16 protein-coding genes are annotated in these 16245 nt (G+C 42.8%); 14 read left to right on the forward strand and 2 right to left on the reverse strand.

Annotated elements, in window-relative coordinates; translation table 11 throughout:
* Positions 1–14 precede the first annotated feature (14 nt).
* The 11 genes from XMM383_RS08835 to XMM383_RS08885 all read left to right on the forward strand — a co-directional run bounded on the left by XMM383_RS08835 (position 15) and on the right by XMM383_RS08885 (position 11264).
* On the forward strand, positions 15–1538 hold the full coding sequence (locus XMM383_RS08835; RefSeq protein WP_173495016.1) for a lipopolysaccharide biosynthesis protein: 1524 nt from the start codon (positions 15–17) through the stop codon (positions 1536–1538).
* Complete coding sequence (locus XMM383_RS08840) at positions 1528–2508, forward strand: glycosyltransferase (RefSeq protein WP_173495017.1); 981 nt, start codon at positions 1528–1530, stop codon at positions 2506–2508. The genes XMM383_RS08835 and XMM383_RS08840 overlap by 11 nt, the downstream gene beginning before the upstream one ends.
* Positions 2505–3791, forward strand: coding sequence for an oligosaccharide repeat unit polymerase (gene wzy, locus XMM383_RS08845; RefSeq protein WP_173495018.1), 1287 nt, complete (start codon positions 2505–2507; stop codon positions 3789–3791). The genes XMM383_RS08840 and wzy overlap by 4 nt, the downstream gene beginning before the upstream one ends.
* Entirely contained in the window at positions 3788–4210 is a 423-nt protein-coding gene (locus tag XMM383_RS08850; RefSeq protein ID WP_173495019.1) for an adenylyltransferase/cytidyltransferase family protein, read from the forward strand. The genes wzy and XMM383_RS08850 overlap by 4 nt, the downstream gene beginning before the upstream one ends.
* Before the next feature lie 14 nt (positions 4211–4224).
* Positions 4225–6114, forward strand: coding sequence for an asparagine synthase (glutamine-hydrolyzing) (asnB, locus tag XMM383_RS08855; RefSeq protein ID WP_173495020.1), 1890 nt, complete (start codon positions 4225–4227; stop codon positions 6112–6114).
* Positions 6111–7220, forward strand: a complete 1110-nt coding sequence (locus XMM383_RS08860) for a glycosyltransferase family 4 protein (RefSeq protein ID WP_173495021.1) — start codon at positions 6111–6113, stop codon at positions 7218–7220. The genes asnB and XMM383_RS08860 overlap by 4 nt, the downstream gene beginning before the upstream one ends.
* Positions 7217–7945 carry a CDP-alcohol phosphatidyltransferase family protein gene (locus tag XMM383_RS08865; RefSeq protein ID WP_173495022.1) on the forward strand — a complete coding sequence of 243 codons (729 nt, stop codon included), beginning with the start codon at positions 7217–7219 and terminating at the stop codon, positions 7943–7945. The genes XMM383_RS08860 and XMM383_RS08865 overlap by 4 nt, the downstream gene beginning before the upstream one ends.
* Before the next feature lie 13 nt (positions 7946–7958).
* Positions 7959–8486 carry a hypothetical protein gene (locus XMM383_RS08870; RefSeq protein WP_173495023.1) on the forward strand — a complete coding sequence of 176 codons (528 nt, stop codon included), beginning with the start codon at positions 7959–7961 and terminating at the stop codon, positions 8484–8486.
* A 14-nt stretch (positions 8487–8500) separates the two neighbouring features.
* Positions 8501–9652, forward strand: coding sequence for a glycosyltransferase family 4 protein (locus XMM383_RS08875; RefSeq protein ID WP_254443121.1), 1152 nt, complete (start codon positions 8501–8503; stop codon positions 9650–9652).
* Positions 9653–9683: 31 nt separating this feature from the next.
* Entirely contained in the window at positions 9684–10625 is a 942-nt protein-coding gene (locus XMM383_RS08880) for an SDR family oxidoreductase (protein ID WP_173495025.1), read from the forward strand.
* A 75-nt stretch (positions 10626–10700) separates the two neighbouring features.
* A complete protein-coding gene (locus XMM383_RS08885) occupies positions 10701–11264 on the forward strand; it encodes a sugar transferase (RefSeq protein WP_173495026.1) in 564 nt (187 codons plus the stop codon).
* On the opposite strand, the gene XMM383_RS08890 is transcribed toward XMM383_RS08885, so the two are convergent.
* Complete coding sequence (locus tag XMM383_RS08890) at positions 11265–13058, reverse strand: acyltransferase family protein (RefSeq protein ID WP_173495027.1); 1794 nt, start codon at positions 13056–13058, stop codon at positions 11265–11267. It abuts the gene before it with no gap.
* Between the two features lie 605 nt (positions 13059–13663).
* Between XMM383_RS08890 and XMM383_RS08895 the strand changes: the two genes are divergently transcribed.
* From XMM383_RS08895 to XMM383_RS08905, 3 genes are all read left to right on the forward strand, one after another.
* Positions 13664–14365 carry a Fic family protein gene (locus XMM383_RS08895; RefSeq protein ID WP_173495028.1) on the forward strand — a complete coding sequence of 234 codons (702 nt, stop codon included), beginning with the start codon at positions 13664–13666 and terminating at the stop codon, positions 14363–14365.
* A gap of 2 nt (positions 14366–14367) precedes the next feature.
* Positions 14368–15441 carry a transposase gene (locus XMM383_RS08900; RefSeq protein WP_217363631.1) on the forward strand — a complete coding sequence of 358 codons (1074 nt, stop codon included), beginning with the start codon at positions 14368–14370 and terminating at the stop codon, positions 15439–15441.
* A 387-nt stretch (positions 15442–15828) separates the two neighbouring features.
* Positions 15829–16140, forward strand: a complete 312-nt coding sequence (locus tag XMM383_RS08905; protein ID WP_173495029.1) for a hypothetical protein — start codon at positions 15829–15831, stop codon at positions 16138–16140.
* Here the strand turns inward: XMM383_RS08905 and XMM383_RS08910 are convergent.
* On the reverse strand, positions 16137–16245 hold a 109-nt coding region (locus XMM383_RS08910; protein ID WP_173495030.1), incomplete at its 5' end, for an IS3 family transposase. The genes XMM383_RS08905 and XMM383_RS08910 overlap by 4 nt on opposite strands.

Genomic DNA, 16245 nt, shown 5'->3' on the forward strand with positions numbered 1-16245 from the left:
GTAGCGATAGTGCAATGAGCGTAAAAGCAAACTTAATCGCGAGCTATGCGAATCAAATTTACTCGTCTTTGATAGGAATCCTTATTCTTCCTGTCTACATCGACTACATGGGAGCCGAAGCGTACGGTCTTATTGGTTTTTTTACCATGTTAACCGCGTGGTTTACGCTTCTAGACATGGGTTTGACTCCGACGGTAATGAGAGAATCGGCGCGTTTTAGAGGGGGAAGTTGTTGTTCTGAAAATTATGCGTTGCTCGTTAGGTCCTTTAGTCTCTTGTTTCTGTGTGTTGCGTGTTGCATCTTTGTTGGTGTTTGGTTCTCGTCTAGTACGTTAGCGCAAAACTGGCTTAATGTGGCAACGCTGCCTTTGGATGATGTTGCTTTTTGTATTGTCGTGATGGGGGCGATTATTGCCTTGCGATGGTTAGGCGGGTTGTTTCGCGGTGTCATCAATGGTGCCGAAAAGATCGTTCTGTTGTCATTTCTTAATTCGGGTTTTGCAACATTAAGGTTTGTTGTTGTATTGCCCGTAATCATGTTTATAAGTGCTGATCCGGTCACTTATTTCTCCTTCCAGTTAATTGCCGCAGTTTTAGAGTTTTTGGTGCTATTTCTTTGTGCTAACAGTATTATGCCAAAAGCTGATGGACGAGCTTGGTATGTGGGACGATTGTCATTTCAACCAATTAAGGCTTCTATTAAGTTTTCACTCAGTATCGCCTTCACATCGATAGTTTGGGTTTTGGTTACGCAAACAGATAAGTTGGTGCTTTCGAACCTAATGTCTTTAGGCGATTATGGTTACTATTCTCTAGCTGTTCTCGCGGCCAGTGGGATATTAGTTTTAAGCGGCCCAATTGCTTCGGTGTTGATGCCTCGTCTAGCTAATCTGGAAGCTAAAGGAGATCATGAGGGATTTATTGCCATGTATAGAGGTGCAACTCAATTCGCAGCGATTGTCAGTGGAGTCCTAACGTTTTTGATTTTCTTCTTCGCGGATGAGTTGCTATGGGTATGGACAGGAAATCCAGATGTGGTGGCTAATTCAGCAGATATCCTAAGGATCTATGGGCTTGGTAATGGAGTGCTAGTTGTTGCCGCCTTCCCCTATTACATGCAATTTGCCAAGGGAGATGTGAAGATGCATCTATATGGCAATATGCTGTTCTTAGCCGTACTTTTACCTTTGGTAATTTGGGCCACGAAAGAGTATGGGGCAATGGGGGCTGCATGGGTATGGTTCGTGTCGAATTTTGTATTGTTTTTATTTTGGCTTCCCTGGGTGCACATGCGCTTTTTCCAGGATCTTAATCTTAGCTGGTTTACGGTTGATACTTCTTTGATACTGGCTGCTGTTGGTGCTTCATTGTATTTTTTGTCATTGATTGACTTTGAAACTAGCAATCGTTTAGTTCTTTTTCTGGGGCTAGCAGTTATGGCTTTTTGCGCGTTAATTGTGGGGGGGATTGCTTCAAGTAATGTGCGAGCGGCGTTGCGCCGATGGAAAGCTAGAGGGGAAATTGTAAGTGCAAGGTGAGGTAGTCGTTAGCGTTTGTGTTGTTACATATAATCAAGAACAGTATATCGAGCAGTGCCTTGAAAGTATCGTCAATCAAAAGACCAATTTCAGATTTGAACTAATTGTTGGGGAGGATTGCTCGCCGGACAACACCGCTAAAATTGTTCAGGAGATTGCGGCTAAATATCCCGAAGTTGTAGTCCCGATAGTTCGATCCGTTAATGTTGGTGGACACAAAAACTTCATGGACGTTTTCGAAAGGGCTAGGGGCGAGTTTATTGCCTATTGTGAAGGCGATGATTATTGGGTAGACGAAAACAAACTTCAAAAACAGTATGATGCACTGCGACGAAATCCGAATGTAGATCTATGTTTTCATCCCGCCGTCAAAATTGCTAATCAAGCAATAGTTGGCACAAGGAATTTCTATTTTAAAGAAGAAAGAATAATTCCGGCAGACAAGGTCATAAAAGGGTTAGGCGCCTACATGCCCTCTCCATCCCTGTTTCTAAGAAAAGATAAACTGATTCCGTTTCCTGATTGGTTCATATCCGACGCCCCAGTTGGTGACTCTTTTATTCAGGCTTTGTGCAGTATGCGCGGAGGCGCTCTATACCTGCCTGAGCCGATGGCTGCATATCGAGTTTTATCGAGCGGATCAATGTCTCAAAGTAACAGAGATCGAATAAGACCCTATGAAGAGATTAAAAGCCGGTATTTATCATACCAGCGGGCTTATAAAAGTTTAGCTTCTGAAGCAGGATTCGGGCTAGAGGGTTCGATAAAGTGTGCGACAGCGAAGTGCTTGTATGAGTGCCTAGTATCAGCGATACGTGTAGATAGAAGCTTGTCAAAGGAGATATCTCAGAGTATCGAGTCGCATCTACTTCAATCACACTTCCGTTCTATTGTAGTTTTTCTATCGCAGTTTGATCTTGCAATACCTTTTTTATCTCGATTAATTACGATTAAAAGAAGACTCCAATGAAGCTTTCTCTCTATAAGGTTCCTTACCACTATTATTGGCTAGCTTTAATTCTGTTCTGCAACATTTGGAGTGCAAGCTATACGGCTTCAACTGGTCTTATGATGGGGGATCTTAAAGGGCGCGTTTTCGACAGGCCTGACTTATTATTAGTGAGTTTTATCTGCATAGCAGCTATTCACCTATTTTTCATGGTTTTTTGCTTCCAGAGCGCAAACAGGTTAAAGCTTGTTTATTTAGTTAAGCCGGTGCAAAGAGAATCGGTAGACGTCGGTACGTTTTTCAATCTGTTGATGACGGGGTTAAATATACTTTTTATCATTTTTTGTTTGAATAATGATGCCAACATGGCAGGGCGCGAATCCGAAGTTAGTTCCCCGTTTAAGTATTTCTGGATATTCTTCCCTCCAGATTTGATCTTCATATTGTCATGCGCGCACTATTCGCATTCGAAATATTTTAAAGCCAATTTTTTAACCTATGCGGCAAGCTCCATAATTAGAGGCTGGTCCGGAGTGCTCCTACTCTTAATCTTTATTGGCGGTTATCTTCTATATAGTAAGAGGAAGTTAACCTTATCCAAAGTAGTCATGGCTGTGATTGGTGTTGCCACCTTGTACCCCTTTATTTTGACTGCGAAATGGGTAATTAGGGGAGGTGAAGGTGATTTTGTGGCTGCATTTATAAGTAGCTTGGCCGACAGCAATATTTTAGAGCTTTATTTGCTTTCAATTCAGCAGATAGTTGGAAGGCTTGAGTTGACTGGTTTGTTCGCTCATACACTTGCTCACGGAGAAATGCTGAGAGAAGGTTTTGATGCAGGAATGTTCGCGCCATTCTGGTATGAAGGACTCTTCGGAAACATTTATCAGGTTCTCGTGAATGGTGGTCGCGCTCTTGAAATGGGGACCTGGGTTCTCGGTACGGAAATGTTTGATCATAGCAATAGGGTTGTAGGGCACTCCGTAACAAATTTATCGTTTTTTTCGTGGTTTGTAATCGCTCCACTTCACTCAGTTTTCTATTTTATTTATCTATCTTTCTTGTTCTTTTTTATTGTCTACTTTAATAGGATGAATGGTGACACAGGTTTATCCCGCGCAATTATATGGTTCTTTTTGCTAGGCGCACTCTTTCCTCCGTGGATTAGCTCATTAGTCGGCATGGCATATTGTTGTATTGTCTTTTTGGTGTTGAGATTTGTTATTCAGAAGCTAGTTAAAATAAAGTTTCGCTGGAAGAGTGGCGAGAGTCAGAAAATAGAATTTCTAGAGAGGTTAAAATGATAGTTGGATATACGTCAGGTGTTTATGATCTTTTTCATATAGGGCATCTGAACTTGTTAAGAAATGCCCGAGCCATGTGTGACAAATTGGTAGTTGGGGTTACAACTGATGAGTTGGTCTCCTACAAAAACAAAAAAGCTGTAATCCCGTTTGAGGAACGCCTAGAGATTGTGCGGGCTAATCAATATGTAGATGCAGCTATACCTCAATCTTCAATGAACAAGTTTGAAATGTGGGAGAAATTGCGTTTTGACGTGATGTTTGTTGGCGATGATTGGTTTGCATCTGATAAGTGGAAGGAGTTTGATGAGCAGTTTAAGTCAGTTGGCGTAAAAATCGTTTATTTCCCTTATACGAAAGGTGTTTCATCTACATTACTCAACGAGGTTCTCTTAAAGATCCGAAGTGACAGTCTTTAAACAGGGTAATAGTTTTGTGTGGTTTTCTTGTTAGTCCTTCAGCGGTTTGTAGTCGGCAAGTTTTTGAAAATTCTTTGTCTTTAATGTCCCATCGGGGGCCTGACGACTCAGGTATTGAAGCTATTGATCAGTTTTATTTTGGTCATAGGCGCTTAAGTATTCTAGATCTTTCCGCTTCGGGCCATCAGCCGATGCAAAGTGAAGATGGTTCGCTGGTTATTGTTTTTAATGGTGAGATCTACAACTTTGTTGAGCTACGAGAAGGGCTTCAAGAAAAGGGTTACCGCTTTAAGTCAAACTGCGATACCGAAGTGTTGTTGAATGGCTTCCATTGTTACGGAAAGCGTTTTCTCGATAAGTTGATCGGTATGTTCGCGTTCGTTATCTATGATAAGCGCGACAAAAGCTTTTTTGCAGCGAGAGATCGGTTAGGCATTAAGCCCTTTTTTTATACTCAAAGCGCACATGGGTTCTTATTTTCCTCTGAAGTGAAGTCATTGGTCGCACTTGGTGAGATTTCGTATGACTTCGATGAAGTGGCTTTTGCCCGGTTCTTTTCCTACCGCTATCCGTTGACAGATAAAAGCTTTTTAACAGGCATTCAGCAGTTACCGCCTGGCCATTATCTCGAGGCAAAAGGGTCTGACATAAAGATTTCGTGTTATTGGGATTGTGATGAGTTTATAGCTCAACAGTCGCAAGACCTAGGTGAGGAGTACTATCTAAAGCGGTTAACCGAGTTGTTTCAGTCGGCTGTCAAGTACAGAACGATTGCAGATGTTCCCGTCGGGGCCTACCTTTCTGGCGGCGTTGATTCTAGTGCTGTGGTCGCGCAAATGGCGGGGCTATCTAGGGAGTCTGTCAAAACGTTCACGATCGGTTTTTCTGATGAGCGCTTTAACGAGTTTTCGTTCGCTCATGAAGTCGCAGAACAGTATTCCACAGAGCATCAAGAGATATTGGTTTCCCTTGCTGATTATATCGACAACATGAGAGAAGTTGTGAGGGTAAAGGATGCACCGCTAGGCGTACCAAATGAGGTTCCTTTGTTTTTGATGTCGAAGGAGCTGAAAAAGAAAGTTACGGTCGTTTTGTCCGGCGAAGGTGCAGACGAGATTTTCGGAGGATATGGTCGGCTTTTTAGATCTGCGGATGATTATGAGGTTCTGGCGTCAAACGAGCAAAGGAATACCGAGAGCTTCTTAAAGAAGTATGGAAAGCACACATTCTCCAGTCGAATCGAGCATTTCAAATTTCTCTACAAATACGTACCAAACGAAATCACTGAAAGCTTGTTTAGCTCGGACATAGATTTCTCAGAGCTTAATCATAAGGCCGATCTTCCATTCGAAGCTTTGTTTGAACGAACGAGTAAATTTTCTTATGCAACTCAGATGATGTATGCGTTTGAGAAGTTACATTTGCCAGGGTTGTTGCAAAGGGTCGATGCTACAACAATGGGTGCGAGCGTAGAGGCGAGAGTGCCGTTTGTTGATCATAGACTTGTAGAGTTCGCTTTCACCATTCCTGAGAAATATAAGCTCAAATGGCGAGATGACGTTAATATTAAAGATGCGTGGGGGCTTTGTGGTTCTGATATTTCGGAACGTTTTGATACCCCGAAGTATATTCTTAAAAAGGCTTTCGAGCCCAAACTATCCTCGAATATTCTTTATAGAAAAAAAATGGGTTTCCCTGTGCCCATAAAACAGGTGCTCGGAAAGATGGGGGAGCGACATTTAAAAGAAAAGCTGGTAAATGGCCCACTCGTTTCTTCAGGTATTTTTTCTTCGACCGGGATAACAAATGCAGTAGACAAGTGTTTTAGAGATAGTGCGTATAACCCAATGGTCGTATGGATGTTGCTGAGCCTAGATACCTATATGGAGTCGGTATCGCGGTGACTATTAATGTGCTTCGAGTCAGTACTTTTCCAACAGTGGTTAGGCCGGGAATGGGACTTCACCCATATAAGGTATGTGGAGCAGAAGATACCAAAACCGTTTTTTTAGCACCTTCTACAAGCGAAGAAAGGCTTCCTCTTCCTCATAGCACTGAACTGGTTGAAGCTGCGTTTATCAGCGAGCCTAGACCAAGAAATGCGACTGCTTTCAGGAGGATCTGGTTTATATTGAATCGCTTGTACAGGATTATAAGCTTTTCTAGTGTGAGTCTGTTTTTGATGTTAACCAGGCGTTTCGACATCGTACACATCCATTCCCCCATGTTTTGGCCGATTGCGTTTTATGCATGGGTTTTGCGAAAAAGGGTATGCATTACATTTCATGGAACGGATTTTCATAGAATAAAAGCTTCGAGACTTTATCGCATGGGTGCGTTCGTGTTCGATCAGGTTTTTATCATTTCCCCTGATATGCGGGAGGTGTTGGTAGCGGTTCATGGAGAAGATAAAATCGTAAACACCTATAACGGCGTAGACACCGATTTTTTCAACGATAAAGACTTATCGCGAGAAAAAAAGATAATTGCTGTTGGCAGTTTGAAAGATGAGAAAGGCTTTAAGTATCTGATAGAGGCATATGCTTTGATGACAAAGCAAGGCTCGCAGTTTTCTGATTACAAACTAATTCTCGTTGGAGAAGGCGCGCTTAGAGAAAGTCTAGAGGAGTTGGCTAGCCAGCTTGGAGTAGAGAACGAAGTTAGTTTGATTGGTCATAAAGGGCAAGAAGAATTGTTGGCTCTGTACAATGAGAGTGAAATTTTTGTTTTGTCGTCAGTATCTGAAGGGTTTCCGAAAGTCCTGCTTGAAGCGATGGCTTGTGGTTGCAAGGTGGTTGTGACGAAAGTCGGGTGTGTAGAGTCTATTCTTCCTAGTTACAGGTTTGTAGTTTGTCCGGCTAACGCCGAGCAATTAGCGAGTTCGTTGGAGTCATGTATCGCGAGTTTTGATGAAGATGTCGACCGAGATATTTTGCGATCAGTGATAACAAAGCATTCTTGGGATAAGGTTCAGACACAATACAGTGATAAATATAAGGGCTTGTTATGATTTCGTTAGCCGAGGTGCGCACGTCTTGCGCTAGAAAAAATGATCTATCAAATAGACGGTTGCACTTTTTCGCTTCTCGTTTTTCTATTTATTTCAGTTGGCTTTTCATTAATTTGGGCTTGTCTGCCAACCAAGTAACCGGTCTTTTTTTCTTCGTAGGGTTCATCGGAGGGTTATGCTTTTTGAATCCAGAGCCCATTTTTGTGTTCGCAGGTTACGTTTTATGGCGGTTGCACATTATTTTTGACCTATGTGATGGGGATGTAGCCAGATACACTCAAAAGTTTTCCATAAATGGAGCGTACTGGGATTACATGATCCACTCAATTCTTTACCCACTTTACTTCGTCGGTGCATGCGCGTCAGCATATATGCGTTATGAAGCAGATCACTTTTTATATATAGGTGCATTTGGTGGAATTATCGTCAGCCAAATTCTTTCTGTTAAAAATAACTACTACAGAGCGATGTTGTTTAACAAACTGGAACTAGTAAAGGGCGAATCAAGTGATTCGGTAGCTAAGCGAAATTTGTTAAAAGAGCTGACTCTGCACTTACTAAGTTTTGAGGGGTTTCTGTTTGTTTACGTCCTTACAGTGCTGCTTGGCTTAGGCGAAGTAGCCGAGGTTTTGGTTTTTGCTTTTTATCTCTTGGTTTTTTTAGCGTTGATTGCCGCCAAATTTTACTTGTTTAGCGTCAAAGGTAATTATTCCAAAAGAGCCTGAAGGATTTTTCGTCGTGAACACAGAGATCGCGATAAGCTTGTTTCACCTTGTGGCAAATATGCGTTACGGATTAGTGGGAGAGCGCAGTGATGAGAGTTTGTTTACGCTCGGTTATGGGACTTGTTCAACTAAACACTCAGTTTTGGCGCGACTTTTGGAGCTTTCGGGGTATCAAGTCCAACGCTATTGCGTGAAGGTTAACCTAAAGTGCCTAGAGCAATATTTGCCTCGGGACTTAGCCAGTCTCGGCAGAGATGTTTTTGACTACCACAATTTTCTCAAGATCAATATTAATGGCAGTTGGTTAACTCTGGACGCCACATTTGGGGCATACGAGCACTCTATGGGGATGCCGACGAATATTTGTTGGGATGGGAGGAATAATTGTAAGCTGCTGTTTTCGGGAGCTATGGACGCTCCAATTCAAGTACAGGATTTGTATGCCGAAAAAGAAAGATTGATAGCATCGCTAAGTGAGCATCAACGAATTGATTGGAAGCTGTTTTTCACAAGCTTATTGCAGTATTTAGAATCAAGGTAGATAGCAAGGCAACCATGTCAACATCCTCACCCAAGACGGTTTTTATAGTCGCGAATACTCTGTTCACAGTAATTAATTTTAGATCCGAATTAATTGCATTGCTTCAGTCAAGAGGGTACAGAGTTGTTGTTTTGTGTCCAAGTTCCTGCTCTTTATCACCCGAAGACGAAAGCGTCGCAAACCAGCTGAATGAGATGGGTGTTGAGCATGTAGCAATTAGTCTTTCTCGCCAAGGTTTAGATGTATTCGCGGAACTTAGATTGGGTCGTGAACTCTATAAAACATTTAGATCTTATCGTCCTTATGCTGTATTGAACTACACCATAAAACCAGTAATTTATGCCTCACTAGCGGCAAAATTGGCTGGCGTCCCGGTAATTTCTTCGAACATCACGGGTTTAGGGTATGTCTTTACGGATAACTCTCTTAAAGCGAAAGCTCTTAAGACAATAGTAAAACTGTTATATCGAGTATCTTTGTGGGTGAACACGGTTGTTTTTTTTCAGAACAAAGATGACTTAAAAGTATTTGCCGAATCCAAAATGGTCAATAGCAATAAAGCCGTGCTACTGAATGGATCAGGAGTAAATCTCTCATTCTTTAAATTCAACCCTGACAAATCCGTTCGTAAAGGAGGGTGTACCAAAGTATTGTTTATTGGTCGTCTCCTTAAAGATAAAGGTATCCGAGAGTTACTTGACGCGGCATATCTCTTGAGGCCTGAAAACATAGAGATAATCCTGGTTGGAGGTCTTGACGATAATCCAAACAGCATAGGCATCGCCAGCGTAAATAAAGCAGTGAGTGATGGTGTTGTTCGGTACGAGGGCACTGTACCAGATGTAAGAGGCCTTTTAGAGGAGGCAGATGTATTTGTTCTACCTTCATATCGGGAAGGTACGCCAAGGAGTACCTTGGAGGCTTTAGCTTCTGGGTTGCCGATTGTCACAACCGATGTCCCCGGTTGCAGAGAAACAGTAATAGATGGATATAACGGTTTTTTGGTTGAACCTTATAGTCACGAAGCGTTGGCGTCAAAAATCTTGGAGTTACACCAAAATCCGAACCTGTTCCATGACATGAGGTTGAGAAGTCGCGAGATGGCAGAGAAAAAGTTCGATGTGAATGCGATTAATGAGCGTATTGTTAGTGCTTGTAATTTATAAAACTTTCCATCGATAGGTTCTTAGTCTTTCGATGAATATTTTACTTACGGGAGCAAATGGTTTTATTGGTCAAGCCATATATAAGGCATTGGAAGATACTTGTTGTATAACTCCTTCAGTCCGCAAGCTCATGCCTAAAGATCAGGACTTTAAGATTTTAGATCTTTCAACTCGAAGCGGCTGGGACGATGCTCTAGTGGATAAGAGCGTTGTTATTCACTGCGCTGCTCGTGCGCATGTGTTGAATGAGAGTTTAGAAAGCCCTCATCTAATTTATGAAAAAATAAACGTTGAAGGCACTAGGGAGCTAGCTAGGCACGCGGCAAGAAATGGCGTGAAGCGGTTTGTCTTTTTGAGCTCAATTAATGTTTTGGGAAAAAGTACTGAGCTTGGAATGCCTTTTTTTAGTAGTGGTTTAGTTAATGCTAAAGACGAATTTTCGGTATCAAAATTAAAAGCTGAAGAAGCATTAAAAGCCATCTGTGCCGAAACGGGCATGGAGTACGTCATTATCCGCCCGCCCTTGGTTTATGGCTCAGGCGTAAAAGCCAACTTTCTTTCTATGCTCAAATGGATTGCTCGTGGTGTTCCGTTGCCTTTAGGAGCTATTCGGCATAACAAACGCTCTTTGGTGTATGTCGAGAACTTGGTGGATTTGATCAAGGTGTGTATCGAACACCCCGCAGGTGCGAATCAAACATTTTTGGTATCGGATGATGAGGACGTATCCACATGCGAATTGTTAGAGCGTGTTGCTAAAGCCTTAGGTGTGAAAAGTAGATTGTTGCCTATACCACCTTCCTGGCTTGGTTTTGCCGGCAAGTTGCTTGGTAAAAAAGACATTGAGCAACGATTGTGTGGCTCGCTACAAGTCAATATTGAGCACACCAAAAACACACTTGGCTGGAAGCCGCCTTATTCGATGGAGCAAGGCTTGGCGCGCACGGCAGAGTGGTATAAGAATCGAAGCTAGTGCAATCATGCGCGGCATTGGTGTATGGTATTCACCTAAACCTTCTCAACTGCTTATTGGGCTGATTGCTGTTTTATGACCTCCCCCCTTATTCGTTTTGTTGATTTCTTTGCCGCGCTTTTGGGCTTGCTCGTGGGTGCGCCTGTTTTGCTTATGGTGTATGTGCTTGGCTTGTTTGATACCGGTTCGCCGGTGTTTATTCAGGAGCGGGTAGGTAAGGGCAAAAAGCCCTTTAAGCTGATTAAGTTTCGTACCATGAGTGTGGCGACGGAATCGGTTGCCACGCATTTGGTGCAGGCAAGCTCCATTACCAAACTTGGTGCGTTCTTGCGTAAAACCAAACTGGATGAATTGCCGCAGTTAATTAACGTGCTTAAGGGTGAAATGAGCTTTGTCGGCCCTCGGCCTTGTTTGTTTAATCAGGAAGAATTGATTGCCGAGCGTGAAAAACGAGGCGTGTTGGATGTTCGCCCTGGTATTACCGGCCTGGCGCAAGTGAATGAGATTGACATGTCGACGCCTGCGTTGCTCGCTCAATGGGATAGCCGAATGATCAACGAATTTACCCTCGGAATGTATTTTAAGCTGATTTTGCAGACTGTGACTGGGTCCGGATCTGGAGATCGGGTTGTTAAATAGTCACATGATTAGTGCCTTCTCGTAGACGCTCGAGAGTTTCCTTGCTCCAGTAAGAGTGAGATGCCCTTCGTCGAAATATAGAGGTTTTCCGTCTTCATCTGTAATTTCACAATCAGGAGTGCATAACGTTCCTGCCGCCTCTATAAAGTTCGGCCCAAGGAGTTCTCGGAGTAAAAGAATTTCTTCTGAATTTTTGCGCTCATAATCCGCAATCGTTTGCGTTAATTCTTCTTTATTACCAATTGATTTGCCATATAGCGCTTTAGGTATGTGTTTGCCGTACACAGGTACTGGTGCGATGAATGAAACAGTAATGTTGGGTTCTCTCTCGGCGTTTTCTAGCAAACTTATTAATTCTTGCTGGCTAACTCCGTTCGGAGAGAAGTGTAAAATTACTTTTTCAGCATGGAGCGCTTTAGCGTCGTTAATGATGGCCGAGGCTCTGATTGAACTATCCTTCATTAATGGGTCGTTGGGCACATAAAAGAACGTCTCGTACCCGAGCTTTTTGGCGACATTGGCGAATTCGGTTTTTAAAGAGTCTGCGTGTGAATTGCCGACTAAAAGAACAGGTTTGAGAGCGTCAGTCGGATTCTCGGTAATCGAACAAATTCTTTCGCTAGGATTCAAGAGTCTGAAAACTTTCCCGCAGCGGTACGGTGATCGATCTTCCCAAGCCGCAAAAATCTTCAATTGCTCCTCCGTGAAAGTGTTTTCTTGGATCGTAGTTCCAGCAATCCCTATAACTAAAACCGCCGCAGTGCCAATGCCAATAAGCGAGTTCGTATTTTTTATACGCATCTTCTCGACTATTCGATAACAAGCGATGGACAGTACGGCGACGAGAGCTATCTGAACTAGTAAAGATGTAAGCGTATCCGTCGCTAGAATAGTGCCCCCGAAAGGTTCGTAGTTTGCTAGTACGATTACTGGGAAGTGCACGAGATATATTGAATAGGAGTAGTTACCTATTTTCTCAAGAGTTTTTCCAATAAAAGATTTGGTGAGTTGTTCTGGTAAACCAATTCCTAAGACTAGTGCGGTAACCCCTGTAATAATCAAGGCAAAACTACCCGGGTGACCAAAGATAATTGATAGGCTTTGCCCGTCTACAGGAATCAAGGGTACCCCAAGTAGCAAAAGTAGCGACAGAATTTGTAACGGTTTAATCTTTTTTGCCTGCTCTCTGGCCACGTTATTTACGAGCAACTTAGCTACGGCAAAGCCAAGTAAAAACTCCCATGCGCGCAGTGGCATCATAAAAAAAGAAGTCTTGGGAGATATCATCACAACGAGAAAGCATAGACCTAAACTTGTAAGTAGCGCTAAGTAAAATAGCGATTTACTCCATCGATAAATCAACGCGACTAAGGGGACAAATAGGTAGAACTGTATCTCTACACCTAGAGACCAAAGGTGAAGGAGCGGGTTGAATTCGGCTTTGCTGAAATAAGAGTTCTGTAGCCAAAAGCCGATATTAGAAGAGTAAAAGATTGCGAACAGACTCTGTTCTTTAACCTGAGAATAATCGCTTGGGACTGTAACGATTGCAGCAACGACTAGAGTAGCAATGATCGTCGCGAAGTAAGCAGGTAGCAAGCGCTTGGCCCGCCTGGTATAGAAATCTTTTTTATGGCCTTTTTTGTAAAGCATGGCCATTAGAAACCCACTTATTACGAAAAATACATCGACACCTAAAAAACCACTCTGAAAAGCACTAAAACCAAAATGAAAAAGCAAAACCATTGAAACGGCTATGCCACGGAGGATTTGTATATCGGCGCGGTAGTTCAACGAAAGGCATTCCTGTCTGGGGTGGTGTTTAACAGATTATCTTATTTGAGAAAGTGTGAACGAACAAGGCGGCAGACATTGATTCGGAAAGAAAGTAGTCGACTGCATGGGTTGAAATGCGTTTTCATTTTTTACGCTTAAATTTTTCCTCAAAAATCATTTTGAACGCATGGGTCAATGATGAAAAGAATAAACGAGCCTATTGAAGCAAGTCGGATGCATACAGATTTTTGAGAAAATGCGCCAAAAGGGCCACGCGTCAGATGATTGAATTGAGTTGCTTGGTTAGAAGTAAGGTGTTTTAGATTGTTTTAAACAGCTGGCTAGGGAGGGGGCTGTAAAAACTTTAGAAAAGAAATTACAAACACTTCTTTTTCGTCTTGTACTTTTACAGTTCTAATGAGACTGCTCTTCAAATACATCCAAGTCACTGTCTACCCAATTTGCTAAGTATTTAAGTGCTGTTGATTTAGAGCTCCACCCTCCGCGTAACATGATCTTTTCTAAGGGCACGCCTCTTTCGAACAGAATAGGACACCCATAAATTGACAATAATTTTTTCTAGAGTTATTTTGTTCTGAGCTCATAAATCCATGGATCCTCATATGTCTGACTTAGTCTCTATTGAATCTATTATTCCTAATAAGGAAACGGCGCTAATGCTTGCTCAGCGCGAGGTCAGTGTTTTGGTTCATGATTCTGTCTTGCTTGAAGGTATAAATATTACGCTACCTGAAGTTCAGACGCTTTTGGAGGGTGTAACGGTAGGTGGTCACTCTCTCTCTGATCAGCAGATAACGCTAAATCAAGGTAATGCCTGGCGATATTTGTTTAAATCAGTCAAAGAGGGAGGGTTTGAGCTCGCTTCTAATTTTGCATGTTCAATCCATGAAGTTGCCGGTAAAGAAGAGGCTTTAGAGTGGGGTAAATTCCGCTCTAGTGGTGTAACCATTGCGGGTACATACTACATGCCGCCAGATGCTGCGCTGTTATCATCTTTGTTTGAAGAGATGGTTGCTACAGCTAGCGAAATTGTTGATGTATATGATCGCGCAATTTTTGTGTTTCTTACCATGGCGCGTCAGCAGTTCTTTTATGATGTGAACAAGCGTACGGGGCGTCTTATGATGAACGGGATTCTATTATCTAATGGTTATCCTGCGCTTAATCTTCCTGCTTCTCGTCAGTTAGAGTTTAACCAGTTGATGCTCGATTTTTATGAATCTGGAGATCAGTCTGCGATGAATCGTTTTATGCGCACTTGTATTGATCGTCGCGTCGTTAAGATTATGTCCGAGGGAGTATAGCTATGACTGTTGCTCGCGCTTCACAGGTCTCGCTGGAAGATACTTCCTATTACCACTGTTATGTTCGCTGTGTAAGGCGTGCTTATTTGTGTGGCTCTGATCATGTTTCGGGTGAAAATTTCGATCATCGTAAACAGTGGATTGTTTCGCGTTTACGCTTTCTCTCTTATGTATACGCTATTGATGTGTGTGCCTATGCGATTATGGACAACCATTACCATACGGTACTTCATGTCGATGCAGAACGAGCGAAGAGTTGGCCTCACTCGGAGGTGGTTGAGCGCTGGATGCAGCTCTATAACGGCCATACGCTTGTTGATCAGTGGTTGGCTGGCTGCAAGCAAGTATATGTTGAGCCTGAAGGTCGTGTGCTTGAGTTGATTGAGACTTGGCGTGAGCGTTTGTATGACATTAGCTGGTTTATGCGCGGGGTGAATGAAACCATAGCGCGTATGGCTAATGAAGAGGAGGGTGTTAAAGGGCGTTTCTGGGAGGGTCGTTTTAAGTCCCAGGCGCTATTGGATGAGGCTGCACAGCTCTCCTGTATGGTGTATGTAGACCTTAACCCTGTTCGCGCAGCTATTGAATCTGATGTTGTGACCAGTGACTTTACCTCTATTCAACAGCGTATTTATGACTACGCACAGACTCATTCAGATTTGGTTGAAGACATCGGTAAACTTGAAGGCCGAATAGAGAAGCAGCGGGCTATAAAAGAGGAACTTGAGTTAGATAAGCTACCAGAAGCCCCCCTAATGGCGTTCAGTGGCAGTTCACATATTGATATCCACCAGGCTCTACCGTTCACACTTCAAGACTATTTCGATTTGGTCGATGTGACAGGGCGTTTAGTCCGTTCCGATAAACGCGGTTCTGTTGATGCTAAATTGCCTGCATTGGTGAATCGATTAGGCATAGATCCAGATAAGTGGTTGGATCATGTTAAGGCATTTGGGAATCAGTATGGAGCATGTGCTGGGTCGGTTACTTCCATTCGTGATTATGCACATCGACATAATCGGAAGTGGAGTAAAGGGGTGGCAGCCGCGAGTCGGGTCTATTTGAGGGCGGGGTAGGCGTAGGTCAATATGGCCGAGATTCAACGTGATTATACGGGAGTAAGCCACGGTCCTTAGTATTTGGTCGACTCAATTAAAGTTCTCGACGACCTAAATCTTGTGAGTACTGGGCGTAAAGGATGTCTGCGAAAAGCATATAATGGACATCCATATATCTGCTAGTGTTGTGCCTGATCACCTAATAGGCGAATGGGAATTACCAGATTGCGTGAACACTCAGATTGACGAGCTTAATGAGTTGGCTACAAATGTTTACAACAAGCACCTAGATTTTATTTTTATGCTAAGAATGAGATGTAAAGTAAACAAAAGATTGCTGCACACAGCCGCTGAATGCGACGTTAATCATTTGTAGTCGAGGGAAATGTCAGGTTGTTTTTTTATGTGGATGAAAGTGGGCATACGGGCTCAAATCTTTTTGATGAAAATCAACCTATCCTCCTCTACGGAGTGCTTTCTAGCAAAATCAATTTAGATGCAGCAGCCGAATGTAGGGTTAAGGGAATTAGAAAAAAGCTTGGGGTCAAGAGACTGCATGCTGCTGACCTTGGTAATGGAAGGCTTATTGAAATAGTTAAAGACGTAGACGCTCTCAGAAAGAGATACAATCTTCGATTTGATATTTACAGAGTGGCTAAAGCAGACCACGCTATTATTAGCTTTTTTGATCAGGTTGGCAAGGCCCTAGTTTCCTAGACAGCTGCCAGCTTTCGTAAATACTGCTCTTCATATTGAACTGGAGACATCCCATTATTGTTGCCGTGGCGACGTGATGAGTTGTAGAACAGCTCGATGTAATTA

It is taken from the genome of Marinobacterium sp. xm-m-383, assembly GCF_013283255.1.
In the GTDB taxonomy this organism is placed as follows: domain Bacteria; phylum Pseudomonadota; class Gammaproteobacteria; order Pseudomonadales; family Balneatricaceae; genus Marinobacterium_E.

Excerpts from the sequence above, each read along its gene's own strand:
- XMM383_RS08895 (WP_173495028.1), top strand. The coding sequence starts at position 13,664 with ATGTCTGACTTAGTCTCTATTGAATCTATTATTCCTAATAAGGAAACG.
- XMM383_RS08865 (WP_173495022.1), top strand. The coding sequence starts at position 7,217 with ATGATTTCGTTAGCCGAGGTGCGCACGTCTTGCGCTAGAAAAAATGAT.
- XMM383_RS08875 (WP_254443121.1), top strand. The coding sequence starts at position 8,501 with ATGTCAACATCCTCACCCAAGACGGTTTTTATAGTCGCGAATACTCTG.
- XMM383_RS08850 (WP_173495019.1), top strand. The coding sequence starts at position 3,788 with ATGATAGTTGGATATACGTCAGGTGTTTATGATCTTTTTCATATAGGG.
- XMM383_RS08835 (WP_173495016.1), top strand. The coding sequence starts at position 15 with ATGAGCGTAAAAGCAAACTTAATCGCGAGCTATGCGAATCAAATTTAC.
- XMM383_RS08900 (WP_217363631.1), top strand. The coding sequence starts at position 14,368 with ATGACTGTTGCTCGCGCTTCACAGGTCTCGCTGGAAGATACTTCCTAT.
- wzy (WP_173495018.1), top strand. The coding sequence starts at position 2,505 with ATGAAGCTTTCTCTCTATAAGGTTCCTTACCACTATTATTGGCTAGCT.
- XMM383_RS08880 (WP_173495025.1), top strand. The coding sequence starts at position 9,684 with ATGAATATTTTACTTACGGGAGCAAATGGTTTTATTGGTCAAGCCATA.
- XMM383_RS08885 (WP_173495026.1), top strand. The coding sequence starts at position 10,701 with ATGACCTCCCCCCTTATTCGTTTTGTTGATTTCTTTGCCGCGCTTTTG.